The sequence below is a fragment of the Streptomyces sp. NPDC091682 genome, from assembly GCF_044756625.1.
Classification (GTDB): Bacteria; Actinomycetota; Actinomycetes; order Streptomycetales; family Streptomycetaceae; genus Streptomyces.
The window spans coordinates 184915-209555 of the sequence record NZ_JBIVTH010000004.1; the positions used below are offsets into that span (position 1 = coordinate 184915).

26 protein-coding genes are annotated in these 24641 nt (G+C 69.3%); 12 read left to right on the forward strand and 14 right to left on the reverse strand.

What is annotated here, in order from left to right; genetic code table 11:
• Window positions 1-19 precede the first annotated feature (19 nt).
• The 4 genes from ACIQK6_RS11480 to ACIQK6_RS11495 form a co-directional block, all read right to left on the reverse strand.
• Complete coding sequence (locus ACIQK6_RS11480) at window positions 20-469, reverse strand: SsgA family sporulation/cell division regulator (protein ID WP_030008369.1); 450 nt, start codon at window positions 467-469, stop codon at window positions 20-22.
• A gap of 97 nt (window positions 470-566) precedes the next feature.
• Complete coding sequence (locus tag ACIQK6_RS11485) at window positions 567-1313, reverse strand: helix-turn-helix domain-containing protein (RefSeq protein WP_329100227.1); 747 nt, start codon at window positions 1311-1313, stop codon at window positions 567-569.
• Window positions 1314-1609: 296 nt separating this feature from the next.
• Entirely contained in the window at window positions 1610-1837 is a 228-nt protein-coding gene (locus ACIQK6_RS11490) for a DUF5326 family protein (protein ID WP_329100226.1), read from the reverse strand.
• Window positions 1838-1992: 155 nt separating this feature from the next.
• Entirely contained in the window at window positions 1993-2310 is a 318-nt protein-coding gene (locus ACIQK6_RS11495; RefSeq protein ID WP_150258223.1) for a cupin domain-containing protein, read from the reverse strand.
• 89 nt (window positions 2311-2399) lie between these two features.
• Here ACIQK6_RS11495 and ACIQK6_RS11500 point away from each other — a divergent pair, with 89 nt between their 5' ends.
• The 5 genes from ACIQK6_RS11500 to ACIQK6_RS11520 all read left to right on the forward strand — a co-directional run bounded on the left by ACIQK6_RS11500 (window position 2400) and on the right by ACIQK6_RS11520 (window position 6073).
• Complete coding sequence (locus tag ACIQK6_RS11500) at window positions 2400-2780, forward strand: phage holin family protein (protein ID WP_327384372.1); 381 nt, start codon at window positions 2400-2402, stop codon at window positions 2778-2780.
• Window positions 2781-2791: 11 nt separating this feature from the next.
• Window positions 2792-3283, forward strand: a complete 492-nt coding sequence (locus ACIQK6_RS11505) for a low molecular weight protein-tyrosine-phosphatase (RefSeq protein WP_329100225.1) — start codon at window positions 2792-2794, stop codon at window positions 3281-3283.
• Window positions 3280-4440 carry a cystathionine gamma-lyase gene (locus ACIQK6_RS11510; protein ID WP_329100224.1) on the forward strand — a complete coding sequence of 387 codons (1161 nt, stop codon included), beginning with the start codon at window positions 3280-3282 and terminating at the stop codon, window positions 4438-4440. The genes ACIQK6_RS11505 and ACIQK6_RS11510 overlap by 4 nt, the downstream gene beginning before the upstream one ends.
• A 186-nt stretch (window positions 4441-4626) precedes the next feature.
• Complete coding sequence (locus ACIQK6_RS11515) at window positions 4627-5532, forward strand: LysR family transcriptional regulator (RefSeq protein WP_329100223.1); 906 nt, start codon at window positions 4627-4629, stop codon at window positions 5530-5532.
• A gap of 61 nt (window positions 5533-5593) precedes the next feature.
• Window positions 5594-6073, forward strand: coding sequence for an NUDIX domain-containing protein (locus tag ACIQK6_RS11520; RefSeq protein WP_030008377.1), 480 nt, complete (start codon window positions 5594-5596; stop codon window positions 6071-6073).
• 33 nt (window positions 6074-6106) lie between these two features.
• Here ACIQK6_RS11520 and ACIQK6_RS11525 read toward each other — a convergent pair whose 3' ends face one another.
• Both ACIQK6_RS11525 and ACIQK6_RS11530 read right to left on the reverse strand, forming a co-directional pair.
• On the reverse strand, window positions 6107-7450 hold the full coding sequence (locus ACIQK6_RS11525; protein WP_329100222.1) for a globin domain-containing protein: 1344 nt from the start codon (window positions 7448-7450) through the stop codon (window positions 6107-6109).
• Entirely contained in the window at window positions 7437-8087 is a 651-nt protein-coding gene (locus ACIQK6_RS11530; protein WP_402694715.1) for an HAD family hydrolase, read from the reverse strand. Before ACIQK6_RS11530 ends, ACIQK6_RS11525 begins: the two co-directional genes overlap by 14 nt.
• Window positions 8088-8242: 155 nt before the next feature.
• Here ACIQK6_RS11530 and ACIQK6_RS11535 point away from each other — a divergent pair, with 155 nt between their 5' ends.
• The 3 genes from ACIQK6_RS11535 to ACIQK6_RS11545 are packed head-to-tail and all read left to right on the forward strand — an operon-like array spanning window position 8243 to window position 10838.
• Window positions 8243-9136, forward strand: coding sequence for a GNAT family N-acetyltransferase (locus tag ACIQK6_RS11535; RefSeq protein ID WP_329100220.1), 894 nt, complete (start codon window positions 8243-8245; stop codon window positions 9134-9136).
• A gap of 14 nt (window positions 9137-9150) precedes the next feature.
• On the forward strand, window positions 9151-9612 hold the full coding sequence (locus tag ACIQK6_RS11540) for a GNAT family N-acetyltransferase (protein WP_329100219.1): 462 nt from the start codon (window positions 9151-9153) through the stop codon (window positions 9610-9612).
• A 56-nt stretch (window positions 9613-9668) separates the two neighbouring features.
• Window positions 9669-10838, forward strand: a complete 1170-nt coding sequence (locus ACIQK6_RS11545) for a winged helix DNA-binding domain-containing protein (RefSeq protein ID WP_402694716.1) — start codon at window positions 9669-9671, stop codon at window positions 10836-10838.
• Between the two features lie 26 nt (window positions 10839-10864).
• Here ACIQK6_RS11545 and ACIQK6_RS11550 read toward each other — a convergent pair whose 3' ends face one another.
• Together ACIQK6_RS11550 and dnaB are read right to left on the reverse strand one after the other, a co-directional pair.
• Entirely contained in the window at window positions 10865-12250 is a 1386-nt protein-coding gene (locus ACIQK6_RS11550) for a serine hydrolase domain-containing protein (protein WP_402694717.1), read from the reverse strand.
• A 9-nt stretch (window positions 12251-12259) separates the two neighbouring features.
• The gene (gene dnaB, locus ACIQK6_RS11555) at window positions 12260-13726 is read right to left on the reverse strand and encodes a replicative DNA helicase (protein WP_329107781.1); all 1467 of its coding nucleotides are present in this window, start codon (window positions 13724-13726) and stop codon (window positions 12260-12262) included.
• A gap of 452 nt (window positions 13727-14178) precedes the next feature.
• Here dnaB and ACIQK6_RS11560 point away from each other — a divergent pair, with 452 nt between their 5' ends.
• On the forward strand, window positions 14179-15516 hold the full coding sequence (locus ACIQK6_RS11560) for an MATE family efflux transporter (RefSeq protein WP_402694718.1): 1338 nt from the start codon (window positions 14179-14181) through the stop codon (window positions 15514-15516).
• Window positions 15517-15646: 130 nt separating this feature from the next.
• Here the strand turns inward: ACIQK6_RS11560 and rplI are convergent, their stop codons facing one another.
• The 4 genes from rplI to rpsF form a co-directional block, all read right to left on the reverse strand.
• Complete coding sequence (gene rplI, locus ACIQK6_RS11565) at window positions 15647-16093, reverse strand: 50S ribosomal protein L9 (RefSeq protein WP_030008386.1); 447 nt, start codon at window positions 16091-16093, stop codon at window positions 15647-15649.
• Between the two features lie 18 nt (window positions 16094-16111).
• Window positions 16112-16348 carry a 30S ribosomal protein S18 gene (gene rpsR, locus ACIQK6_RS11570; protein ID WP_005315025.1) on the reverse strand — a complete coding sequence of 79 codons (237 nt, stop codon included), beginning with the start codon at window positions 16346-16348 and terminating at the stop codon, window positions 16112-16114.
• 43 nt (window positions 16349-16391) lie between these two features.
• Window positions 16392-16985, reverse strand: a complete 594-nt coding sequence (locus ACIQK6_RS11575; RefSeq protein WP_329100215.1) for a single-stranded DNA-binding protein — start codon at window positions 16983-16985, stop codon at window positions 16392-16394.
• A gap of 72 nt (window positions 16986-17057) precedes the next feature.
• Window positions 17058-17348 carry a 30S ribosomal protein S6 gene (gene rpsF, locus ACIQK6_RS11580; RefSeq protein ID WP_004950685.1) on the reverse strand — a complete coding sequence of 97 codons (291 nt, stop codon included), beginning with the start codon at window positions 17346-17348 and terminating at the stop codon, window positions 17058-17060.
• Window positions 17349-17599: 251 nt separating this feature from the next.
• Here rpsF and ACIQK6_RS11585 point away from each other — a divergent pair, with 251 nt between their 5' ends.
• The 3 genes from ACIQK6_RS11585 to ACIQK6_RS11595 all read left to right on the forward strand — a co-directional run bounded on the left by ACIQK6_RS11585 (window position 17600) and on the right by ACIQK6_RS11595 (window position 20270).
• On the forward strand, window positions 17600-17902 hold the full coding sequence (locus ACIQK6_RS11585) for a hypothetical protein (RefSeq protein ID WP_030008388.1): 303 nt from the start codon (window positions 17600-17602) through the stop codon (window positions 17900-17902).
• A gap of 141 nt (window positions 17903-18043) precedes the next feature.
• The gene (locus ACIQK6_RS11590) at window positions 18044-19162 is read left to right on the forward strand and encodes a lipid II:glycine glycyltransferase FemX (protein ID WP_402694719.1); all 1119 of its coding nucleotides are present in this window, start codon (window positions 18044-18046) and stop codon (window positions 19160-19162) included.
• Between the two features lie 76 nt (window positions 19163-19238).
• Window positions 19239-20270, forward strand: a complete 1032-nt coding sequence (locus ACIQK6_RS11595) for an alanine racemase (RefSeq protein ID WP_329100213.1) — start codon at window positions 19239-19241, stop codon at window positions 20268-20270.
• Window positions 20271-20280: 10 nt separating this feature from the next.
• On the opposite strand, the gene ACIQK6_RS11600 is transcribed toward ACIQK6_RS11595, so the two are convergent.
• Both ACIQK6_RS11600 and ACIQK6_RS11605 read right to left on the reverse strand, forming a co-directional pair.
• Window positions 20281-21741, reverse strand: a complete 1461-nt coding sequence (locus ACIQK6_RS11600) for a glycosyltransferase 87 family protein (RefSeq protein ID WP_329100212.1) — start codon at window positions 21739-21741, stop codon at window positions 20281-20283.
• 93 nt (window positions 21742-21834) lie between these two features.
• Window positions 21835-24450 (reverse strand): transglycosylase domain-containing protein, encoded by a 2616-nt coding sequence (locus ACIQK6_RS11605; RefSeq protein ID WP_329100211.1) that lies wholly within the window; start codon window positions 24448-24450, stop codon window positions 21835-21837.
• Between the last annotated feature and the right edge of the window lie 191 nt (window positions 24451-24641).

Here is a 24641-nt window from a genome sequence, read left to right on the forward strand (position 1 = left end):
GGACCAGACCAGCGACCGGTCAGCCGGCGTTCTGTTCGTTCTGCTGCGATTCGGCAAGGATCTTGCCGAGGGCCTCGTCGAGGTTCTCCTCGAAGTCGCCCAGATTGCGCTCCTGTCCGAGCGGAACGATCCGGTCGGTCCGGTCGAGGAACGCGACGAGCGGCGCCGCGCTGGCACGGAACAGGGCCCGGTCGCCGCCGACCTGAAGGCGGATGTGGACGTCGGACAGGTCCTCCGGGTGGGTGGGGGCGATGTGCACATCGCCGTCACCGCACGGCTTGTTGATGCCGTCGAGGAGGAGCTCCCGGCCGAACGCCCAGGTCACGGGCGCATCTCCGGGAAGGTGAAAGGTCAGGCGGACTGCGTAGGGGTCGCGTGCGTCGTACCGGAGTTCCACCGGAATCCGGAACGAGAGCTCCTCGGAAACGAGGAAGCTCATCATGACCTCTGCCTGTACCGACTCGCGCATTGACTACCCCGCTGTAGTTGAAGTGGCCAGGAATGATCCCCCAGGACCCACTTGACAAGAGTGGTGGAAGCGGTAGCAGATCACAAGGAGTGAGTTTTCAGATACTGATAGAGAACGAGAGGGTGCTCAACAGCGCGCCTACTTCACTCCGTAGCCGATTGACTACATAGAGCAATCGTTCTTCTTGGTGGAGGGGTAGAGAAATGGCCATCGTCGCGACCGTGTCGCCGGCCGTCATGGGGATGGCTGCGCAGATCGTGCCGAGGGCATATTCCTGACGTTCGACCACCGGTTGCATTCGCCCGAGCGCCCCGATCCGGTTTTCCAGGGACCGGAGATCACGGACGGTATAGGGGGTGATGGCCTCGACCGGATGGCGGTCGTAGTAGTCCTTGCGCGCCTTCTCGTCGAGTTGCCCGAGCAGGCATTGCCCGATGGCGTGCGCATGGCCGGTCTCACGGAAGTCGGCCCACTCCTCGCAGGCCGGGCTGGCCGGAGTGTCCGAGACACCCACCACCTCGATCTCGCCCTCGCGGTAGACCGCGAAGTAGACGGGGGCCCCGACCGTGTCGCGGAAGTGCGCGAGCGAGTCGAGGATCATGCCGCGACGTTTCTGCTGGAGTCCCCCACGGGCGAGCCGCTCCGCGGCCTCCCCCAGTACGAACACGCCGCGCACTCTGCGCAGATAGCCCTCGTGCGTCAGTGTGCGCAGCAGGTGGTACGCGGTGGGAAGCGGGAGCCCGGCCTCGCGCGCCAGCTGTTTTGCCGGGGCTCCCCCGCTATGGGACCCCACCGCTTCGAGCAGCCTCAGCGCGCGCTGCACCGAACCGATCAGAGTCGGCACACCGGCGTTGTGAACCGGAGACAAAGCTCACCCCCAGGCGTGGCAGCGGGCCCTTGGGGAGGCCCGCCCTGCGGGGGCCGCCCCCGCGCCTGCCGTGGATCCTGGGGGTCGTACTCGGGCGGCTCGTTAGCGTCGCCGCAGGTCAGAGCGGCTGGTCGGAGCGGCGGTACCGGCTTTCGGTGCCCAGGGAACGGCATAGATTGCCACTCTATCCACCGATTCCGGGGATGTGAGCCGTTCAGCGCGTCATGTTCCCTCGCCTGGCTCAATCCCAGGTCCGCCCGAGCCGCTCCTGGCTACCACTTGTCGGAGGAGGCCTTCGAGCCGCCGCCGCTGAACTTCTTCACGACGAAGATCAGTCCGCCGACGAGGCCGACGAAGAGGAGCAGCTTGAAGACGAATCCGATCAGCGCGCCCAGGATGCTGGTGATCACGCCGCCGAAGACGAAGACGGCCAGCAGCGGAACCGCGACCCACTTAACCCACCAGGGCATGCCTGCGAATATCTTTCGGATGCCGTCCATGTCATCGACCTCTTCTTCGTCCGTGGCTGCGCCCGCTACTTCCTGCTCTCGATGCTAGGAGCCCGGGGCCCCGCATCGGGGCCCGCGAGCCCTCGGAGTCCCCTGATCCGCCCCTTAGGGGGATCAGGGCCGCAACCCTCATCCGGCGGGGCCGCTCAACCCTCCGGCGGTGAGAACACCACCATCACCTTGAGGTCCTCGGTGATGTGGTGGAACTTGTGCGCAACACCCGCCGGGACGTAGACGACGCTGCCGCGCGCCACGGTCGTTGTCTCCTCCCCGACCGTGATCGAAGCCCGGCCGCTGACGACGAAGTACACCTCGTCCTGGCGGTGCGGCAGCTGCGGATCGGTCTGTCCGGCGTCGAGCGCGTACAGCCCGACCGACATGTTCCGCTCGCGCAGGAACTGCAGATAGGCGCCGTCGTTCGCGGCCCGCTCCGCTTCGAGCTCGTCAAGCCGGAAGGCTTTCATCGTCGTTGTGCCCCTTGTACTCGATCGTTCCCTTGCATCCGCTGATCTGCGGATGTTCCACCGGGATCTTCTCTGCCACGATCAGACACATGACGAATTTCGTAGTCAAGACGCTCGCCAATGCGGCGGCCCTGGCCGTCGCCATCTGGCTGCTTTCCGGCATCACCCTCGACGACGGCAGCAGTACGGGCCGACGGGCGCTCACCCTGATCCTGGTCGCACTGGTCTTCGGCCTGGTCAACTTGCTCGTCAAGCCGTTGGTGAAGCTGCTCTCATTGCCGCTGTTCATCCTCACCCTCGGGCTGTTCACGCTCGTCGTGAACGCCCTGATGCTGCTGCTGACCTCGTGGCTGGCCTCGCAGCTCGACCTCAGCTTCCACGTCGACGGCTTCTGGACCGCCCTGCTCGGCGGCCTGATCATCTCCATCGTCTCCTGGGCCATGAACATGGTCCTGCCCGACAAGAACTGAACGGGCCTGCCATGTACCGCGTCTGCTTCGTCTGCACGGGCAACATATGCCGCTCCCCCATGGCCGAGTCGGTCTTCCGTGCCCACGTGGCGGCCGACGGCCTCGACACCCTGGTCGAGGTGGACAGCGCCGGCACCGGCGGTTGGCACGAGGGGGACGGGGCCGATCCGCGCACCATCGCCGTCCTGGAGGCGGCCGGCTACGAGCAGGACCACCGGGCCCGCCAGTTCCGCTCCTCCTGGTTCGCCCGCCTGGACCTCGTCATCGCGCTCGACGCCGGGCACCTACGGGACCTGCGGGCGCTCGCGCCCACTGCGCAGGACGCCGCCAAGGTGCGGCTGCTGCGGTCCTACGACCCGGCGGCGTCGGCCGCGGAGACCGACGTACCGGACCCTTACTACGGGCCGCGGGGCGGGTTCGAGGAGTGCCTGGAGCTGGTCGAGGCCGCGAGCCCCGGCCTGCTGGACGCCGTACGCGCCGCCGTGAAGGAGCACACCGCGTGAACGAATACGCCCCGCAACAGGCCGGAGCGGCCGCGCTCGGCGACGGCACCCGAGCCGTCCGGGCCGGACTGCCCGAGGCCGTCAAGAACGAACCTCCCCTGCCCGGCCCGGTCTTCGCCGCCCATTTCCACCTCCCCGGCGACGTCGAAGGCCCGTACGCCTACGGGCGCGACACCAACCCCACCTGGACGCTGCTGGAACGGGCGATCGGGGAACTGGAGGCCCCCGGCGAGGACGTGCACACCATCGTCTTCGCCTCCGGCATGGCGGCGGTCTCCGCCGTCCTCCTCTCCCAGGCGCACACCGGCGAGACCGTGGTCCTGCCCGACGACGGCTACCAGGCCCTCCCCCTGCTGCGCGAGCAGCTGGAGGCGTACGGGATCCACGTGCGCACCGCTCCGACCGCCGACGACGCCCAGCTCGCGGCCCTCGACGGGGCCCGGCTGCTGTGGATCGAGACCCCCTCCAACCCCGGGCTCGACGTGTGCGACGTACGCCGCCTCGTGGACGCGGCGCACGCCGGCCGGACCCTGGTCGCCGTCGACAACACCCTGGCCACCCCGCTCGGGCAGCGGCCCCTGGAGTTGGGGGCGGACTTCTCGGTGGCGAGCGGCACCAAGGGCCTCACCGGCCACGGCGACGTACTGCTCGGGTACGTCGTCTGCCGCGATCCGGAGCTCGCCGCCCGCGTCCGACGGTGGCGCAAGATCGTCGGTGCGATCCCCGGGCCCATGGAGGCCTGGCTCGCGCACCGCTCCCTCGCCACGATCCAACTGCGCGCGCACCGGCAGTGGACCAACGCACTGGCCGTCGCCGAGGCACTGACGCACCGGACGGACGTGCACGGACTGCGCTACCCGGGGCTTCCCACGGACCGCTCCCACAAGACGGCCGCCCGGCAGATGCGGGGCTTCGGGTCGGTGGTCTCCTTCACCCTGCCCGACCGCGCGCACGCGGAGCGGTTCATGGCCGCCCTGCACCTGGTCGAAGACGCCACGAGTTTCGGCGGGGTACGGTCCACCGCCGAGCGGCGCGGACGTTGGGGAGGCGACGCCGTGCCGGAGGGCTTCATCCGCTTCTCCGCCGGCGCCGAGGACACCGAGGACCTCGTCGCGGACGTGCTGCGCGCCCTCGACCACGCGGGCGCCAAGGGCTGAACCAGGGACGCCATCGCCGTGCGGAGCGGTCCGAGCCTCCCCCCTAGTGGCTCGGACCGCTCCGGGTTCTGCGCGCGAAGAACCACGTGACAAGGCTAATTGACTCTTCGTCAGAGTCCAATCACGGTAACGACAGGGAGCTATCTGCATATTTATAGTTGAAGGCCCCCACCGAGAGGTGCAGCGATGGACCTGACCCTGCTGCGCACCTTCGTCGCCGTCCACCGAGCCGGTTCCTTCACGCGCGCAGCCACCCTCCTCGGACTGTCCCAGCCCGCCGTGACCTCGCAGATCCGTACGTTGGAGCGCCAGTTGGGGCGCCCGCTCTTCCACCGCCGCGCCCGTGGCGTCACCCCGACCACCGTCGGCGACGAGCTGGCCCACAAGGCCGCCCCGCACCTCGACGCCCTGCTGCGGATCACCGAGGCCGAACGGGAGGCCGCCGGCGCGTTACGCACCCTCCACGTCGCCGGGCCTCCCGAGTTCCTGTGCCTGCGCGTGCTTCCCGCCCTCGCCCTCCTGGTCGGCCAGGGCCATACCCTGCGCGCCGCCCCGCAGACCGATGCCGAGGCCACCCTCGACGGGCTCGCCGCCGGCCACCACGACCTCGTCGTCACCACCGCCCACCCCAGGGGCGGGCTCTACACCACCACCGCACTGTGCGACGAGGAGCACGTCCTGGTCGCCGCGCCCTATTGGGCCGCCCTCGTCGACGTGGACCGGCTGCGCGAGGAGGGCTCCTCCGCGCTGGACGGCATCCCGCTGGTCGAGGTCCACGAGAGCCTGCCGCTCATCACCCGCTACTGGGCCGCCGTATTCGACGCCCTGCCCGATGCCGGGCCCCTGGCCGCCACCGTGGTCGTACCCGACCTCCGGGCCGTACTGGAGTGTGTCCAGGCCGGCGCCGGGTTGGCCGTCCTGCCGCGCTACCTGTGTCAGGACGCCCTGGACAGCGGTCGGATCGTGGCGCTGACGGAGCCCGCCGTGCCGCCGCTGCGCACCTGGTTCCTGGTCGTGCGGACCGGGAGCCTGGCCCTCGCCCACCTCGCCCGGGCGCACGACCGGCTGCTGGCCGCCGCAGTGCACTGGTGAGCCCGCTCTTTGCCGGCACGTGGCGCGTTTCAGAAGCGGAGTGGCGGGCCACTCTTCTCCCATGACCGAACGTCCCGTGGTCAAACGCACCGCCCGCGCGATCCTGCTCGACGGTGACGACCTGATCCTCATCAAACGCACCCGGCCCGGCGTCGACCCGTACTGGCTCACCCCCGGCGGAGGAGTGGAGCCCTCGGACTCCACCGTCGTCGACGCCCTCCACCGCGAGGTCCACGAAGAACTCGGCGCGAAGATCACCGATGTGGTGCCCTGCTTCGTCGACACCGTCGAGCACATCGCCGACAGGGGGGTGACCGGCGTGAAGGTGCAGCACTTCTTCGTCTGCCGCCTCGAATCGATGGACCCGAACCTCCGGCACGGCCCCGAGGTCGACGAGCCCGAAGGCGAATACGAGATCGTCCGCGTGCCCTTCAGTCGGGTGGGCATCGCTGCCGTCCATCTCGTCCCGCTGTCCCTGCGGCACTATCTCGACGGCAATATCGAGGGTGTCCGCGCCATGCACGCTCCCGACCTGGGCTGATGCCGAGCTGAGACCGGCGGGCTGCCTCCGGTCTCAGCCGGCGATGCCGGCCAGCTCCTCCACCGCATCGTGCCGGATCCGCTCACAGGGGATGCCGATCCGCAGGAGCTCGTCCACTCCGTTGCGGATCATCGCGGGCGGGCCGGAGATGAACGCGTCGTACGAGCTCCACGGCCCGTGCTCACTCACCGCGTGCGGCAGCTGTCCGGCCAGCCCGTCGCCGATCACGGGGCGCACCGACAGCCACGGGTGCGAGCGCTGGAGCCCCAGCAGCGTGTCCTTGTCGTAGAGGTCGCTGTCACTGCGGGCCCCGAAGAACACCTCTACCGGCCGTCGCTCGCCGTGTTCGGCGACGTCCTCGATCAGCGCCTTGATCGGAGCGATCCCGGTGCCCCCGCCCAGGCACAGCATGCCGTTGTCCGTGGTGTGGTCCACCACCATCGAACCGGCCGGCGGTCCCAGGCGCAGGACGTCTCCCGGGCGTGCGTGGCGCACCAGCGCGTTGGAGACCCAGCCCGCAGGGACGGCCTTGACGTGGAAGGACAGCAGCCCGTCGGCGCGCGGGGCCGAGGCGAAGGAGTAGTGCCGCCACACCCGCGGCCACCACGGGGTCTCCAGGCTCGCGTACTGGCCCGCGAGGAAGGCGTAGGGCTGGTCGGGGCGGACCGTCAGTACCGCGATGTCCGGGGTGCGTAGATCATGGGAGACCACCTCGGCGTGCCACCACGCGGGGGCCTTCGCCTCTTCCTCCGCCGCCGCGTCGATCATGATCTGGGAGATCGCGGTGTACGCCCGCACCCAGGCGGCCTGCGTCTCGGGGCCCCAGCTGTCCCGCGAGTACCGGGACAGTGCCCCGACGAGGGCCTCGCCCACCGCCGGGTAATGCCCGGCCATCGTGCCGTACTTGCGATGCCCGGCGCCCAGTCGGCGCAGATAGGGGACGAGGACGGCGGGATCGTCGATGTGCTCGGCGGCGGTCAGCAATGCCTTCAGGAGCCGGTCCCGCTGTACGTCCATGGCGGCGGGGAACATACCGCGCACTTCCGGGTGCCCGGTGAACACCAGTGCGTAGAAGTACGAGGTCACCTTGTCGGCGACGGGGGCGATCTCCGCGAGGGTCCGGCGGATGAGTACGGCATCCGGTGAGGGCTCGATCGCACCGCCCTCGCCGGATATCCGGGCCGATTCGCGTCTGTCCGATCTGGTGGGCGGAGCGTCCATGCGGTGCCTCGCTTCGAGCATCTCGGTCGGTCTGCACACGCCACGGCCAGTGAATCCGTGGTTCCGGGCTTCACAGCGTGCCAGCCGACCCTGAGGCCTGCGGGGAAATGCAGAAAATCCGCGATTCGAACCCACTTTCCTCCTAAGATGCGTCAACTCCCGGGCGCGTCAACCCTACGAGCTGGTATGCCTCCCGGAGATCCCGACCCTCATAGACATGGGTCGCGCGTTCGGCGAGATAAGGCCTCGCATTTACCGCGACCGAGACCGGCACCGCCTCGAAGAGCATCGCGTCGGTCACCGAATCCCCGTAGGCGACACAGTCGGCCCGGCTCACACCGAACTGCGCGCAGAGCCGGTCCGCCACCGTGACTTTGCCCTCGGGCGTCAGGATCCCGGACTCCTCCACCGGACGGGTGAACGGCACCTCCGGGAAGACCGAGCCGTGCGCAGCATGCGCACCCCACTCCAGCAGCAGCTCCACGAAGAACGACGGCGATAGCGAAATCACCGCGCAGTAGTCCCCGCGTTCCCTGATCTCCTGCCACACGTCCCGGATCCCCGCGAGCCAGGGAGCCCCGTCGAACGCCGCCCGGACGTGCGCGGGCGTCAGATCGGCCCAGAGGGCGTGGGCGGCCACGGAGAACTGGTGCGGGCCCATCTTCTGCGCTCCGAAGGCCCGTTCCAGCTCGGCGATCTCGGCGCTCAATCCGAGTTGGCGGGAGATCTCGACCGGCGCCGCCGAACCGTACATCAGCGTTCCGTCGAGGTCGAAGAGGTGCAGGAGGGTCATGGCCAACGAGGCTAGTCGGTCCGTTTCACGTGAAACACCGTGTTTCACGTGAAACACCGTCCGACGGCCCGCGCGGCGGCACCTGGCGTTTCACGTGAAACATCCGACCCCAAATCCTCTGGACGACCCCCAGTCCATGATCCAGTCTGGGCCAGGTGACACCACCACACCTCACCGATCTACCGATCCGGGCGCTCACCGTGGATGATCTCCACCGCTGCGCCGACCTGTCCGAAGATCGCGGCTGGCTCCGCGAGGAACACAAGTGGCGTTTGCTCCTCGCCGCCGGAAACGGCTACGGCGTCGACGCCCCGGACGGCCGGGGACTCGCGGCGGCCTGCGTCGTCACCCGCTACGGCGACGCCCCTGCCGGACCGGAGCTCGCCGCGATCGGGATGGTTCTCGTGGCCGACCGCTTCGCCCGCCAGGGCCTGGGTCGCCGCCTCATGGCCCACGTCTGTGACGACGCACTCAAGGGCGTCCCCCTCACCCTGCACGCCACTCCCTACGGGCGCCCCCTCTACGAAGAACTGGGCTTCGAAACCACCGGCCGCACCGAGATGCTGATGGGCGCCTTCCGGCACGAGGGCACCCCCGGCACGTACGGCACCTCCCGGGTCCGGCCCGCGACCGCCGAGGACCTCCCCCGCATCCTGCGTCTGGACGCCGAGGTCTTCGGCACCGACCGCACGCACATGATCACCCGGCTGCCCTCCTTCGCCGACCAGCTGGTCGTCGCCGAGGACCGCTCCGGAGACGGCACGCTCACCGGCTACGCCGCAGCCTGGCCCAACATGAACACCCAGGTCATCGGCCCGCTGATCGCGCATGACACCGCAACCGCCCAGTCACTGGTCACCGCGCTCGCGATCGACACCGACCGAGTGCTGCGCACCGATGTCGACGTACGACACGAGGAACTCCTCGTCTGGCTCAAGGAGCGGGGCCTGGCCTCCGTGGCCTTCAACGCCGTCATGACCCGGGGCATCCCCGGCCTGCCCGGAGACTGGACCCGCCGGTGGGCACCGCTCACCGTGGCCGCGGGCTGAGAGGAGAACGCATCATGACCGACACTCCCGAACTGACGATCCGTCCGGCCACCGAGGCCGATGTGCCCGCCATCGTCGCCATGCTGGCCGACGACCCGCTCGGCGCCACCCGCGAGTCCCCGGACGACCTCACCCCGTACCTCGCAGCCCTGCAGCGCCTCACCGGCGACCCGAACCAACACTTGGTCGTCGCCGTCCGCGCCGACCGTGTCGTGGGCACCCTCCAGCTGACCATCGTGCCGGGACTCTCCCGCAGGGGAGCCACCCGTTCCATCATCGAGGGCGTCCGCGTACACGCCGACGAGCGCGGCGGCGGCCTGGGCACCCGGTTCATCGAATGGGCCGTCGAAAAGTCCCGTGCCGAGAACTGCGCGCTGGTGCAGCTGACTTCGGACGTGACCCGGACCGATGCCCACCGCTTCTACGAACGGCTCGGGTTCACCGCCTCGCACGTCGGGTTCAAGCTCCAGCTCTGATCGACGTTCCGGCAAGCCGGGCCGCCGTGTCGGCGGCCCGGCCTACGATCGGGAGGATGAGCCTCCCTCTCGTCACCACCGCCGAGCGACGCCACCGGCTCGGCCGGCGCCACCGTCTGGCACCGTCGGCCCGCGCCGCGAGCGTCGTGGAGGCGGCGGACTCCGTCGTCGCCCTGCACGCGACCGATGCCGCGACCGTCTTCCTCTCGGCCCGCGCGCGGCTCGCCGAAGGCGGCCCGGACGAGATCGAGCGGGCGCTCTACGAGGACGTCAGCCTCGTGCGCCTGCTCAGCATGCGCAACACGCTCTTCGCGGTCTCCGCCGAACTCGCCCCGCACGTCGACGCTTCCACGGCCCGCGCGATCGCCGCTAAGGAACGCCGCACCCTCCTCAAGCACCTCGATGAAGACGGACAGGGACTCGACGCCGCTTGGCTCGCCGGCGCGGAGGCCGCCGCGCTCGACGCCCTCGACGCCCACGGCCCCTCCACCGGCAGCCAGCTGTCCGCAGCGGTACCCGCGCTGCGCCAGAAGATCACCATCAGCCGCGGCAAGAAGTACGAGACCGAGCAGGGCGTCGCCACCAGGGTCATCCGCCTGCTCGCCGCCGACGGCCGTATCCGGCGTGCCCGACCGCGCGGCTCCTGGACCTCCAGCCAATACCGCTGGGTCCCCACGGAGCCCTGGCCCGCCGCACCCGCCGCCGAGGCCCGCACGGAGATCGTCCGCCGGTGGCTGCGCGCGTACGGTCCCGCCACCGAGGCCGACCTCAAGTGGTGGACCGGATGGACCCTCACGGACGTCCGCAGGGCCCTCGCCGCCGTAGGGCCCGACCAGGTCCGCCTGGAGGACGGCAGCACCGCCCTGGTCAGCCCCGGGGACACCGGGCCCGAACCGGCGTCGGAGCCCTGGGCGGCCCTGCTGCCCGGCCTCGACCCCACCGCCATGGGCTGGGCCGACCGGAGTTTCCACCTCGACCCCGCCCACAGGAGTGCCCTGTTCGACTACGCCGGCAACATCGGTCCCACCGTGTGGTGGAACGGCGAGATCGTCGGCGGCTGGGCGCAGCGCTCCGACGGTGAGATCGTCTGGCGGCTGTTGGGCAGGCCCGGCCGAACCGCCGAGCAAGTGATCACCACCGAGGCCGCGCGGCTCGCCGCATGGGTGGGGGAGGCACGGATCACCCCGCGCTTCCGTACTCCGCTGGAGCGTGAACTCGTCGCCTGATCCGGCCCGGGGCCGGGCCCGGGCGGTCAGCCGATGCCCCGCCAGCCCTGCGGGTCCACCCCGCCGGGCACCGGGGCGTCGGCGTCGTACGGCTCCCGGGTGAACACGAAGGACGCCAGGTCGAGATGGCTCACCGAGCCGTCCGCACGGCGCACCGCCCGCAGCGTCTCACCGGCGTAGTAGCCGAAGAGCCCGGTCCAGCTACCGTCCGGCTCCGCCCGGAAACGGGCCGTGCGCCCGCTCGCGCCCACCGGCCCCAGTTCCAGGAGTCCGTCCGAGGTCAGGCGCACCACCTGGGCCGAAGTCCCCCAGTACCAGGGGCCGCACAGTTCGAGCGGCACGTGGTCCGACTCGAGGAACGGCCGCCACGGTCGCGGGAAGCGCGGTTCGGCGTCCGCCACGATCCCCACGAGGTCCACGGCCACGGTCGAGGCCGGAAGGCCCGAGGTGCAGTTCGCCAGCACCACCGCCGCCACGTCGTCCGCCTCGCTCAACCACAGCCCCGCGACGAAGCCCGGCAGCGATCCGCTGTGCCCCGCGAGCCTACGTGCGCCGACCCCCATCAGCTGCATGCCCAGCCCGCAGCCCAGCTCGGCGAGACCGGGCTCCGGCGGCGCGGCCGCCGTGCGCATCTCCCGCACGGACTCGGCGCACAGGACGCGCTCGTCACCGCGCAGCAGGAAGTCTGCGAAGCGCGCCAGGTCCCGGGTCGTGGACCACAGCCGGCCGGCCGCGGCCATCAGCCCCAGGTCTTCCAGCGGTTCGGGCATCATCACGTCCGCCCAGGGATGCACCGCCCAGCCGCCGGCGTGCGGAGCCTGCGGCTCTCCGCCCGTGCGCTTCAGCCCCAGCGGCTCCAACACCTCGATCCGCAGGGCCTCTTCCCAGGACCTTCCGCGTACCGCCTCCACCAGCGAACCCAGCAGGGTGTAACCGGGGTTGGAGTAGTGGTGCCTGGTTCCCGGTGCCAGTTTGAACGGCTCCTCCCCCAGCACGTCGCCGAGCTCGGGCCGCTGCTCCCCGGGGGTGCGCTCCCACCACTCGCCGGGCGTCTCCGCCGCCAACCCGCCGGTGTGGGAGAGCAATTGGGCGATGGTCACCTGACCGGCTCCGGTCCCCGGCAGGTGCTTCTCCAGTGGATCGGTGAGGGAGATCAGACCCTCGTCCCGCAGCCGCATCACGAGAACCGCCGTGAACGTCTTGGTGATCGAACCGATCCGGTACTGCACGTCGCCGTCAGGACCGTGTCCCTCGACCGAGGTCCGGGAGCCCTCCCAGACCACCTCCCCGCCCCGCAGGACGGCCGCCACCACGGACGGCGCGCGCCCTTCGCTCTGCGCGACGGCGATCCGGTGCCTCAGCGCGCGCCTGGTGGCAGGGAGAAGTTCCAGGTCCTCAGCAAGCTCATCCATGAGCGGATGCTACGTGTTGGCCATGTCCACGAAGCGCGAGTAGTGGCCCTGGAAGGCCACCGTGATCGTGGCCGTCGGGCCGTTACGGTGCTTCGCCACGATCAGGTCCGCCTCACCCGCGCGGGGGGACTCCTTCTCGTACGCGTCCTCGCGGTGCAGCAGGATCACCATGTCCGCGTCCTGCTCGATGGAACCCGACTCACGCAGGTCGGAGACCATCGGCTTCTTGTCGGTGCGCTGTTCCGGACCACGGTTCAGCTGGGAGAGCGCGATCACGGGCACCTCCAGCTCCTTCGCCAGCAGCTTGAGGTTTCGTGACATGTCCGAAACCTCCTGCTGACGGCTCTCGGGACGGCGCGAGCCGCCCGACTGCATCAGCTGGAGGTAGTCGATGACCACGAGCGAGAGGTCGTTGCGCTGCTTGAGCCGGCGACATTTGGCCCGGATCTCCATCATCGACAGGTTGGGGGAGTCGTCGATGTAGAGCGGGGCCGCGGAAACGTCCGGCATGCGGCGGGCGAGCCGGGTCCAGTCGTCGTCCGTCATCGTGCCCGAGCGCATGTGGTGGAGCGCGACCCGGGCCTCCGCCGAAAGCAAGCGCATGGCGATCTCGTTGCGCCCCATTTCGAGGGAGAAGATCACGCTGGGCAGGTTGCTCTTGATGGAGCATGCCCGGGCGAAGTCCAGGGCGAGCGTGGACTTGCCCATGGCGGGACGGGCGGCGATGACGATCATCTGGCCCGGGTGCAGGCCGTTGGTCAGCGAGTCCAGGTCCGTGAAGCCGGTGGGAACGCCCGACATCTGGCCGCTGCGGGAGCCGATCGCCTCGATCTCGTCGAGTGCACCCTCCATGATGTCGCCGAGCGGCAGATAGTCCTCGGAGGTCCGCTGCTCGGTGACGGCGTAGATCTCGGCCTGGGCGCTGTTGACGATCTCGTCGACGTCTCCGTCGGCCGCGTAACCCATCTGCGTGATCTTCGTACCGGCAGCGACCAGGCGGCGCAGGACGGCCCGCTCGTGGACGATCTCCGCGTAGTACTCGGCATTCGCCGCGGTCGGCACGGACTGGACCAGGGTGTGCAGGTACGAGGCCCCGCCCACCTTGCTGATCTCACCGCGCCGGGTCAGCTCGGCACCGATGGTGATCGGGTCGGCCGGCTCGCCCTTGGCGTACAGGTCGAGGATGGCCTGGTAGATCGTCTCGTGCGAGGGCCGGTAGAAGTCGTGGCCCTTGAGGACCTCGACGACATCTGCGATGGCGTCCTTGGAGAGCAGCATGCCGCCCAGCACGGACTGCTCGGCGTCGAGGTCCTGGGGAGGGACGCGCTCGAAGCCGCCGCCACCGTCGGAGTCCCAGGAGCCGCCCTCGCGGCCCCGGTCGTGCTGCTCCTCCCCGCGGCCACGGCCTTCGCCCTTACGGCGCGGACGGGCGGGCAGACGGTCACCCGGACCGCTGTCGGCCCAGGGGTCGTCCATGGGCTCGGGCATGCTCACCGGGCCGCCTCCTCCCGTCCGCAACGCGGACCTCGCCGTGTCACTCTTTCTACGACACGGCTCTGACATTTGGGGCACCCGAATCCGCTGTCGGCGAGTCGGGCAACGAACCACGGTAGGCCCGAGAGCGGCGTCAGCCAATCTTGTTATCCACAGGCTGTGTGGATGACATGTGGATGACGGCGCCAATGCTGTGGGTAACTCGCCGGAAGCTGTGTACGGACCGGGGGATGACGCTGTGGACAAAATCACCCGCGCCACCCTGTTACCCCATCTGACCTGGGCTTTCCTCCCCCAGGGGCGGCGGTGGAGAAAATTCTTGGACGCTGCCTCAAGATCGCCTCCAACGAGGTGTGAGGAACGCCCAAGTCAACGCATCAGTAAGGATCCAAAGGTAGTTGCATCCATTACCTGTGGAAGATTAGATTGAGCGCATGACACAGGCTGTCGCAGCACCCAAGGCAGGGCCGGGACGGCACGACCGAGAGATCTTCGCACTCGCTCTCCCTGCCTTCGGCGCACTCGTCGCCGAGCCCCTCTTCGTGATGGCCGACAGCGCCATCGTGGGACACCTCGGAACCCCCCAACTGGCCGGTCTCGGCATCGCCGCCGCGGTACTCACCACCGCCGTGAGCGTCTTCGTCTTCCTCGCCTACGCCACCACCGCGGCCGTCTCCCGCCTCGTCGGCGCAGGAGACCTCCAGGCAGCCATCCGACAGGGGATCGACGGCATCTGGCTCGCCCTCCTACTGGGCGCGGCCGTCGTCGCCGTCGTGCTTCCCGCGACCCCCTCACTGGTCTCGCTCTTCGGGGCCTCCGACGCGGTCGCCCCGTACGCGATCACCTATCTGCGGATCTCCGCCCTCGGCATCCCGGCCATGCTCATGGTCCTGGCCGCCACCGGGGTCATCCGCGGCCTCCAGGACACCCGTACGCCGCTCTACGTCGCCATCGGCGGCTTCACCCTCAACGCGGGCCTGAACGTCGCCCTGGTCTACGGTGCGGGGCTCGGCATCGCCGGCTCCGCCTGGGGCACGGTCATCGCCCAGTGCGCCATGGCCGCCGCCTACCTCGTCGTGGTCGTCCGCGGCGCCCGGCGCCACGGAGCCTCGCTGCGCCCCGACCCCTCGGGCATCCGGGCCTGCGCCCAGGCGGGTGCTCCACTGCTGGTCCGCACCCTGTCGCTGCGCGCGATCCTGATGATCGCCACCGCCGTGGCCGCCCGGCTCGGCGACGCCGACATCGCCGCCCACCAGATCCTGCTCTCCCTGTGGAGCCTGCTCGCCTTCGCCCTGGACGCCATAGCGATCGCCGGGCAGGCGATCATCGGCCGCTACCTGGGCGCGGGCGACACCGACGGCGCCAAGGCCGTCTGCCGCCGCATGGTGCAGTGGGGGATCGTCTCGGGCGTCGCACTCGGCCTGCTCGTCGTCCTGGCCCGCCCGGTGTTCATCCCGCTGTTCACCAGCGATCCGGCCGTCGAGGCCGCCCTGCTGCCGGCCCTCCTGGTCGTGGCCCTCTCCCAGCCCGTCTCCGGCATCGTCTTCGTACTCGACGGGGTCCTGATGGGCGCCGGTGACGGCCGCTACCTGGCCCGGGCCATGCTCCTGACGTTGGCCGCCTTCGCCCCGGCCGCACTGCTCGTGCCGATCCTCGGAGGCGGCGTCACAGCGCTCTGGTGGGCCATGACGCTGATGATGGTGGTCCGAATGATCACCCTCCGGCTGCGCGCCGGATCGGGACGGTGGCTGGTCTCGGGAGCCACCCGCTAGCACGCCGCCGGACCCCGTGGTGTTTCACGTGAAACACCACGGGCCGGCACCAGCGCGTTTCACGTGAAACACCGCCGAACAACGACGAAGGGCCGCACCCCCATGGGGTGCGGCCCTTCGAGCGCAGCCCTTAGGCGGCGACGACCTCGATGCCCACGTTCGCGGCCACGTCGGCGTGCAGACGCACGGAGACCTGGTACGAACCGAGGGTCTTGATCGGGGAGCCGAGCTCCACGCGGCGCTTGTCGACCTTCGGGCCACCCGAGGACTCGATCGCCGTGGCGATGTCGGCCGGGGTCACGGAACCGAAGAGACGACCGGCGTCACCCGCGCGGGTGGCCAGACGGACCTTCACACCCTCGAGCTTGGCCTTGACCTCGTTGGCCTGCTCGATGGTCGCGATCTCGTGGATCTTGCGGGCGCGGCGGATCTGCGCCACGTCCTTCTCGCCACCCTTGGTCCAGCGGATCGCGAAACCACGCGGGACCAGGTAGTTGCGAGCGTAACCGTCCTTGACGTCGACGACATCGCCGGCGGCACCGAGGCCAGAAACCTCGTGGGTCAGGATGATCTTCATTAGTCGGTCACCCTTTCCTTATCGCGCGGTGGACGTGTAGGGCAGCAGCGCCATCTCACGGCTGTTCTTGACGGCCGTGGCGACGTCACGCTGGTGCTGCGTGCAGTTGCCGGTAACGCGGCGGGCACGGATCTTGCCACGGTCGGAAATGAACTTCCGCAGCATGTTCGTGTCCTTGTAGTCCACGTACGCGGTCTTGTCCTTGCAGAATGCGCAGACCTTCTTCTTAGGCTTGCGCACAGGCGGCTTCGCCATTGTGTCTCTCCTGTGTGATCAAGAAGTGGGGATGCGAGCTGCCCTAGAAGGGCGGCTCGTCCGAGTAGCCACCGCCGGAGCCGCCAGAGCTTCCGCCCCAACCGCCCCCGCCGCCGCCCTGCTGCTGCTGGCCACCGGCCGGCGCGCTGGACGCCCACGGGTCGTCGGAGGGAGCTCCGCCGCCCTGCTGCTGGCCACCGGGGGCTCCGCCCCAGTTGCCACCGCCGCCGCCCTGCTGCTGACCGCCGCCGTACCCACCCTGGCCACCGCGACCGGTGGTCTTGGCGACCTTGGCCGTGGCGTTCTTCAGGCTGGGGCCGACTTCCTCGACGTCCAGCTCGTAGACCGTGCGCTTGACACCCTCACGGTCCTCGTACGACCGCTGCCTCAGCCGGCCCTGCACGATGACGCGCATGCCTCGCTGAAGGGACTCGGCGACGTTCTCCGCCGCCTGCCGCCACACCGAGCAGGTCAGGAACAGGCTCTCGCCGTCCTTCCACTCATTGGTCTGACGGTCGAAGGTGCGGGGGGTGGACGCGACACGGAACTTCGCGACCGCCGCACCCGAGGGGGTGAAGCGCAGCTCGGGGTCGTCGACGAGATTGCCGACGACCGTGATGACGGTCTCGCCTGCCATGGATGAACCTCTCGGCGGGGATTGCTGCTGGGCTGCTGTGCTACTCGATCCCGATTACCGCTGAACCGAAGTTCAGTGGGTCTCGGGGCGAAGGACCTTGGTCCGGAGAACCGACTCGTTCAGGTTCATCTGTCGGTCAAGCTCCTTGACGACCGCAGGCTCGGCCTGGAGGTCGATGACCGAGTAGATGCCCTCGGGCTTCTTCTTGATCTCGTAAGCGAGACGACGACGGCCCCAGGTGTCGACCTTCTCGACCTTTCCGTTGCCCTCACGGACGACGGAGAGGAAGTTCTCGATCAGCGGGGAGACAGCGCGCTCCTCGAGATCGGGGTCGAGGATGACCATCACTTCGTAGTGACGCATGTGGAACCCACCTCCTTTGGACTCAGCGGCCACGGTCGTTCCGTGGCAGGAGGGTCGTGATGCGTGAGCACGGCGTCCGCAGAGCAGACACCGCGCAGCTGTACAGACTACCTGCTCGCGTCCTTCCGGTTGAAATCCGGCGGGAGAGGGCCACAATCTGTATCCATCGGGTGTGCTCGGTGCTATGCCCTCGGCCCCTTGCCGGAGGCAGCCCGCAGCACCGCCAGCTTCAGCCAGGAGGTGCCCTTCCGATGGCACAGGCAATGCGGCCCCCTCAGATCTCGCTGCTCTCCACCGACGGCAAGCCCCATCCGCTGCAGGACACCCTGATGGCGGTCACTCTGACCCTCGGCGCCGTGGCGTTCGTCACGGCCTTCTTCCACAACCTTCACCTGATCAGCTCGTGGGCCGGGCTGATCGGAATCCTCACCGGCGCGTACGGACAGTTCGTCTCCGTCACGACACGCGAGCGCTTCGCGCTGATCATCGGCCTTGGCGCGTCTGCCATCGGCTTCTACCTCGGCATGTTCCACGGCGGCCTCTTCGGCGGATGACCGGGCTGACCGGGACACCTCCTCGGCAGGGCGCCGGCCACGCACCGGTCCGGGCCCACGGCCCGTCCCCCAGAAGGGTGGCGCCCCTGTCGCAGTAGGCTTCGCGCCATAGCAGCGAAGCCGCCGGAGGAGACGCCCCGCATGAGCCTGTCCCTGAGGACCATCAGCCGAGAGCAGCATCTGGGTTACCTCCAGAGCCTGCCCTCGGCGAGCCACTGCCAGGTCCCGGCGTGGGCCGACGTGAAGAACGAGTGGCGTTCCGAGAACCTCGGATGGTTCAACGAGTCCGACGAACTCGTCGGAGCGGCCCTCGTGTTGTACCGCCAGCTGCCCAAGGTGAAGCGCTACCTCGCGTACCTCCCCGAGGGGCCGGTCATCAACTGGTACGCCCCGAACTTGGAGGAATGGCTCCAGCCGATGCTGGCCCACCTCAAGCAGCAGGGCGCCTTCACCGTGAAGATGGGTCCGCCCGTCGTCATCCGCCGCTGGAACTCGACCGCCATCAAGGCCGGTATCCAGGACCCGAACGTGAAGCGCCTGCGCGACGTGGAGGCCTCGGTCATCGAGCCCCGCGCCTTCGAGGTGTCGGACAAGCTGCGCCGCATGGGCTGGCAGCAGGCCGAGGACGGCGGCGCCGGCTTCGGCGACGTCCAGCCGCGCTACGTCTTCCAGGTACCGCTTGCCAACCGCTCGCTGGACGACGTCCTCAAGGGCTTCAACCAGCTGTGGCGCCGCAACATCAAGAAGGCCGAGAAGGCCGGTGTCGAGGTCGTCCAGGGCGGCTACGACGACCTGTCGACCTGGCAGCACCTGTACGAGATCACGGCCGAGCGCGACAAGTTCCGCCCGCGCCCCCTCAGCTACTTCCAGCGCCAGTGGACGGCCCTCAACTCCGAGGACCCCAACCGGATGCGCCTGTACATCGCCACGCACGAGGGAGAGCCGCTGGCCGCCGCCACGATGCTCACCGTCGGCCAGCACGTCTGGTACTCGTACGGCGCCTCCGCCAACCACAAGCGCGAGGTCCGCCCCTCGAACGCGATGCAGTGGCGCATGCTGCGCGACTCGTACGCGCTCGGCGCAAGCGTGTATGACCTGCGCGGCATTTCTGACACGCTGGACGAGAACGATCACCTGTTCGGTCTGATCCAGTTCAAGGTCGGTACCGGCGGCGAGGCCGTGGAGTACGTCGGCGAGTGGGACTTCCCGCTCAACAAGATGCTGCACAAGGCCCTCGACATCTACATGTCGCGCCGCTGACCGGCTCCACCCCGCCCCACACGTACACACAGCACCGCTGCACCACGCAGCTTCTCAGGAGAGGTTCCGGACGGGCATGGCGCTCACGCTCTACGTCGACACCGCGCGCTGGCGTGCGCACCAGAAGCAGATCCAGGACCAGTTCCCCGGGCTGGTCCCGGTCTGCAAGGGCAACGGCTACGGCTTCGGCCACGAGCGGCTCTGCGAGGAGGCGACCCGCATGGGCGCCGACATCCTGGCCGTGGGTACGACGTACGAGGCCTCCAGCATCAAGGACTGGTTCGGCGGCGACCTGCTCGTCCTCACCCCGTTCCGGCGGGGCGAGGACCCGGTGCCGCTGCCCGACCGGGTCATCCGATCGGTCGCGTCGCTCGACGGGGTGCGCGGTCTGGTGGGGGCCAGGGTGGTCATCGAGTGCATGAGCTCGATGCGCCGCCACGGCATCTCCGAGCAGGACCTCGGCCAGCTGCACGCCGCCATCGAGGACGTCCGGCTGGAGGGCTTCGCCCTGCACCTGCCCCTGGACCGCCCGGACGGCTCGGACGCCGTCGAGGAGGTCATCGGCTGGATGGACCGGCTGCGCGCGGCCCGCCTGCCGCTGCACACCATGTTCGTCAGCCACCTGCGGGCCGCGGAGCTCGCACGGCTGCAGCAGCAGTTCCCGCAGACCCGTTTCCGGGCACGGATCGGCACCCGGCTGTGGCTGGGCGACCACGAGGCCACCGAGTACCGCGGCGCGGTCCTCGACGTCACGCGCGTGGCCAAGGGCGACCGGTTCGGCTACCGGCAGCAGAAGGCGGCGTCCGACGGCTGGCTGGTCGTGGTCGCCGGCGGTACCTCGCACGGGGTGGGCCTGGAGGCCCCGAAGGCGCTCCACGGCGTGATGCCGCGCGCCAAGGGCGTCGCCCGGGCGGGTCTGGCCACGGTCAACCGGAACCTTTCGCCCTTCGTCTGGGCGGGCAAGCAGCGCTGGTTCGCGGAGCCGCCGCACATGCAGGTGTCGATCCTGTTCGTGCCCTCGGACGCGACCGAGCCGAAGGTCGGCGACGAGCTGGTGGCGCACCTGCGCCACACCACCACGCAGTTCGACCGGGTGCTCGACGCCTGAGTCCGACCGGTCAGTCCCGGGCGCTCGCGCCCCAGGCGACCCGCTGTCCATCCGAGGGCGTCGCGTACTGCGGCGCCCTCGCCGCGTCTGACAGCACGAACACGTCCTCCGCGCCGTCCAGGACGCCACCGGAGGGGTCGTCCGAGCCGTCCAGGCGCACCATGTCCCGCTCGGGCATCAGGATGTCCCGGACGATGACCGCGCACAGGTACAGGGTGGTCAGCACGTGGGCGGTGATCGCCAGCTGGTAGCCCTCCACGGGCAGGCCCTGGTGCTTGTCACCGCTGGCCGTGTAGGCGAGGTAGAACCAGATCCCGAGGAAGTACACGACCTCGCCGGCCTGCCAGATCAGGAAGTCCCGCCAGCGCGGTCGGGCCAGTGCGGCGAGCGGGATGAGCCATAGCACGTACTGCGGCGAGTAGACCTTGTTGCACAGGATGAAGGCGGCGACGACGAGGAAGGCCAGCTGTGCGAAGCGGGGCCGGCGCGGGGCGGTCAGGGTGAGCAGTCCGACGGCCCCGCACAGCAGGAGCGTCAACCCGGTCGCGTAGGTGTTGGCGCCCTCCAGCGAGTTGCCCGTGCGCTGGGAGATCAACAGCCACACCGACCCGTAGTCGATGGGCCGTTCCTGGCTGAAGGTGTAGAACTTCTTCCAGCCGTCCCACGCGAAGAGCATGACCGGCAGGTTGACCATCAGCCAGGCTCCGGCCGCTCCGAGTGCGGCGGCGGCGAAGGCACGCCACTTCCCGGCCCGCCAGCAGAGCACGAACAGCGCCCCGAGCAGCAGTACGGGGTAGAGCTTGGCGGCGGTGGCCAGGCCGATGAGGACACCGAAGAGGACCGTCCGGCCGCGGGACCACATGAGCATCCCGGCGGCGGTCAGGGCGATGGCCAGCAGGTCCCAGTTGATCGTCGCCGTCAGAGCGAAGGCGGGCGCCAGGGCGAAGAGCAGGGCGTCCCAGGGGCGGCGACGGTGGGTGCGGGCGACGCACACGGCGATGACGGCCGCGCAGGCCATCAGCATGCCCGCGTTGACCATCCAGTACATCTGTTCACGGTGCTGCATGGAGCCGTTGCTGGGGGTCAGCCAGGAGGCGACCTCCATGAAGAGCCCGGTGAGCACCGGGTACTCCAGGTACTCCATGTCGCCGGGGAGCCGGTCGAAGTAAGGCGTCAGGTTGTCGGAGAAGCCCCGTACCGCGTACAGGTGCGGGATGTCGGAGTAGCAGGCGTGGGTGTACTGCGAGCCCGCCCCCCGGAACCACGCCCAGTCGTAGCAGGGCAGCTTCTGGACCATGCCGAGCGCGAACATGCCGATGGCGATGAGCGCCACGACCCGGACCGGCCCCAGCCAGTGCCCGCCGAGCCGGGCGTAGCGGCCGAGCGGGCCGCCGATGAGCTCACTACCGGCTGCGGCGACCTCGTCCTGCTGCGTCGGCAGTACGGGGCTGTCCTCGTGCACCTTGGTCATGGGCTCATCCTGCCGTACCGGACCGAACATGGGGGAAGGCCGTCGCACCGGGGGTGCGACGGCCTTCCTCGACTCACGGAGCGGCGGTACGGGTCACTCGGGGACGGAGTCGTTGACCCCGCCGGTGATGCCGCCCGGGCGTCCCGGTTTGCCGGTCGGCGTCGGGGACGGTGATCCGGTGGACCCGCCGATCACGCCGGTGCTGGTGCCGGACGTGTTGCCGGAGTTGGTGCCGGTGCCGGTGCTGGTGCCGCTGTTGGCGCCTCCGTTGGTGGTCCCCCGCGTGGTGTCCGGGTCGCAGTACAGCTTCCACGGCGGGCAGGTCGGCCGACCGCCCTTGGACGGGGAGGGCGACGCCGGCGGGGAGCTCGGCGGCTGCGTCGACGGGGAGGGGGACGCCGGGGCGACGACCGAGGGCGTGGGGGAGGGGGCGCCTGCGGAGTCGGCGGTCACGCCGATGTCCTCGGCCTCCGGGAACTGCTTGACCGGGAGACCCTTGAGCGCTTCGCCCATGTACTCGGTCCAGATCTCGGCCGGGATGTCACCACCGTGGAGGGAGGGGATGTCGCCCACGCCCCTCATGGAGATCAACTTCTTGTCCGGCGAGTTGGGGTCGGTGCGGAAGAGGACCACCGAGGTGGACAGCTCCGGGGTGTAGCCGACGAACCAAGCCGACTTGTTCTCGTCCGTGGTACCGGTCTTGCCCGCGGCGGGCCGGCCCAGCTTCTGGACCTTCTTGCCGGTGCCGTTCTCGACGACGTTCTCCAGCACCTTGGTGATGTTGTCGGCCACGGCGCTGTCCATGGCCCGCTGGTCCTTGGGGGCCTCGAAGCCCGACAGCTTCTCGCCGTCCTTCTCGACCTCGGTCACCGAGAACGGCTCGCGGTGCGTGCCGGAGGCGGCGAAGGTCGCGTACGAGTCGGCCATGCGGATGGCGCTCGGGGTGGAGGTACCGAGGGCGAAGGAGGCGTCGTTGTTCGGGTTGACCGACTCCTCCAGGATGCCCGTGGACTTGGCCACGGCCCTGACCTTGTCGTGGCCGACATCGAAGACGAGCTGGGCGAACGGGACGTTGATGGACTTCTCCATCGCCTCGTTGAGGGTCACGTACCCGAAGGAGGTGGGGCTCTCGTTCTTCTGCTTGAACGGCGCGCCCGACGCGTCGCGCAGGGGCTTGCCCTCACGGTTGTTGATCACGGTGAGGTCATTGGCCATGTACTTGCTGTCGGCCGAGATGCCCTTGCCCTTGGAGTTCTGGGTGCCGTACTCCATCGCCGCCGCCAGCACGTACGGCTTCCAGGTCGAGCCGACCGGGACACCGCTGGAGTTGGCGTTGTTGCTGAAGTACTTGTGGTCCCAGCCCGGGCCGCCGTACAGGGCGACGAGGGCCCCGGTCTTCACGTCCACCGAGGCCGCGCCGAACTGTACGAAGGTGTCCGTCTCGGGGCGGCCCTTCTCGTCGATGAACCCGTTGCGGGTGTCCTCGACCGCCTTGACCATGGCGTCCACCCTCGGCTTCTGGAAGGTGGTCTTGATCCGGTAGCCGCCCATGGCCATCTGCTCGGGGGTGATGCCCTTGGTCTTCATCACGTAGGCCTTGGCCGTGTCGACCAGGTAGCCGATCTGGCCGGTCATGCCGCGGGCCTGCTCCGACTCGACCCGCGGGGGGAAGTCCGCGTCCGTGAACTTCGCCCGCTCGGCCTTGTCCATCCGGCCGACCTCGACCTCACGGTCCAGCACCCAGCTCCAGCGCTCCCGGGCCCGCTTCTCGTTGAGGGCGGGGGTGGCCGCGGCGCCAATGCCGCCGTCCGGGTTGTAGAGGTTGGGACCCTTCAGCACGGCGGCCAGGAAGGCGCACTCGGAGGGGTTCAGGTCCTGGCTGTCCTTGCCGAAGTAGGCGCGGGCCGCGGCCTGGATGCCGTAGGCGTCCCGCCCGTAGTAGGCGGTGTTCAGGTAGCCGGCGAGGACCTTGTCCTTCTCCTCGGTGACACCCAGCCTTATCGCGATGAAGAGCTCGGTGGCCTTCCGCTTGAGCGTCTGGTCGGAGTCCAGGTACGTGTTCTTCACGTACTGCTGGGTGATCGTCGAGCCGCCCTGGGTCGAGCCGCCCGTGGCCATGTTCCACACGGCGCGGCCGACACCCATCGGGTCCACGCCCTTGTCCGTCTCGAAGGACTCGTTCTCCGCCGAGATCACGGCGTCCCTCATCGACCGGGGGATGCTGGAGATGGGCACGATCTGCCGGTTCATCGAACCGCCCGTCGCCACCATCTGGCTGCCGTCGGCCCAGTAGAAGACGTTGTTCTGCGCCTGGGCTGCCTTGTTCGGGTCCGGGTTGCTCACCATGGCGATACCGATGCCGGTGCCGGCCGTGATGACCGCGAAGAAGCCCAGGGCCGAGCCGGCGACGAACTTCCAGGACGGCACGAAGCGCTTCCAGCCGTCTCTGTCGGACCGCGGGTAGTTGATGAGCCGCTTGTCGCGCGTGGCGGCGCCGGCTCCTCTCCCGCGGCCGCTGCCTCTCTGGGCGGCTCGGCGGGCATCGGCACGGCTGCCCTGGGAGGGCTGCGGTGCGTACGGGCCGCTGTACGACGCCGTAGGGACGTCACGTCCGGCCGCGCCCCTTCCGGGGCGCGGCTGGGCGGCGCGGCGGGCTGAGGCGCGCCCACCGCCTTCGGGCTGCGGCAGTTTGCGACGGTGCTCGCTCATCGAACGACTACTCCTCGGGCAGGCGAGTGGCCTGGAAGCGGCAGATTAGTTCCGGTACCCCCCGGTGTCATGGCGCACAGACTACGCACGCTCAAAACGCGCTCAGTGCCGAAGTTCACCCCAAATCAGGCAACCTGCCTGGTGCGAATTGGTGATGTGACACCGGTCACCATGTCTCCCCTTGTCGATCA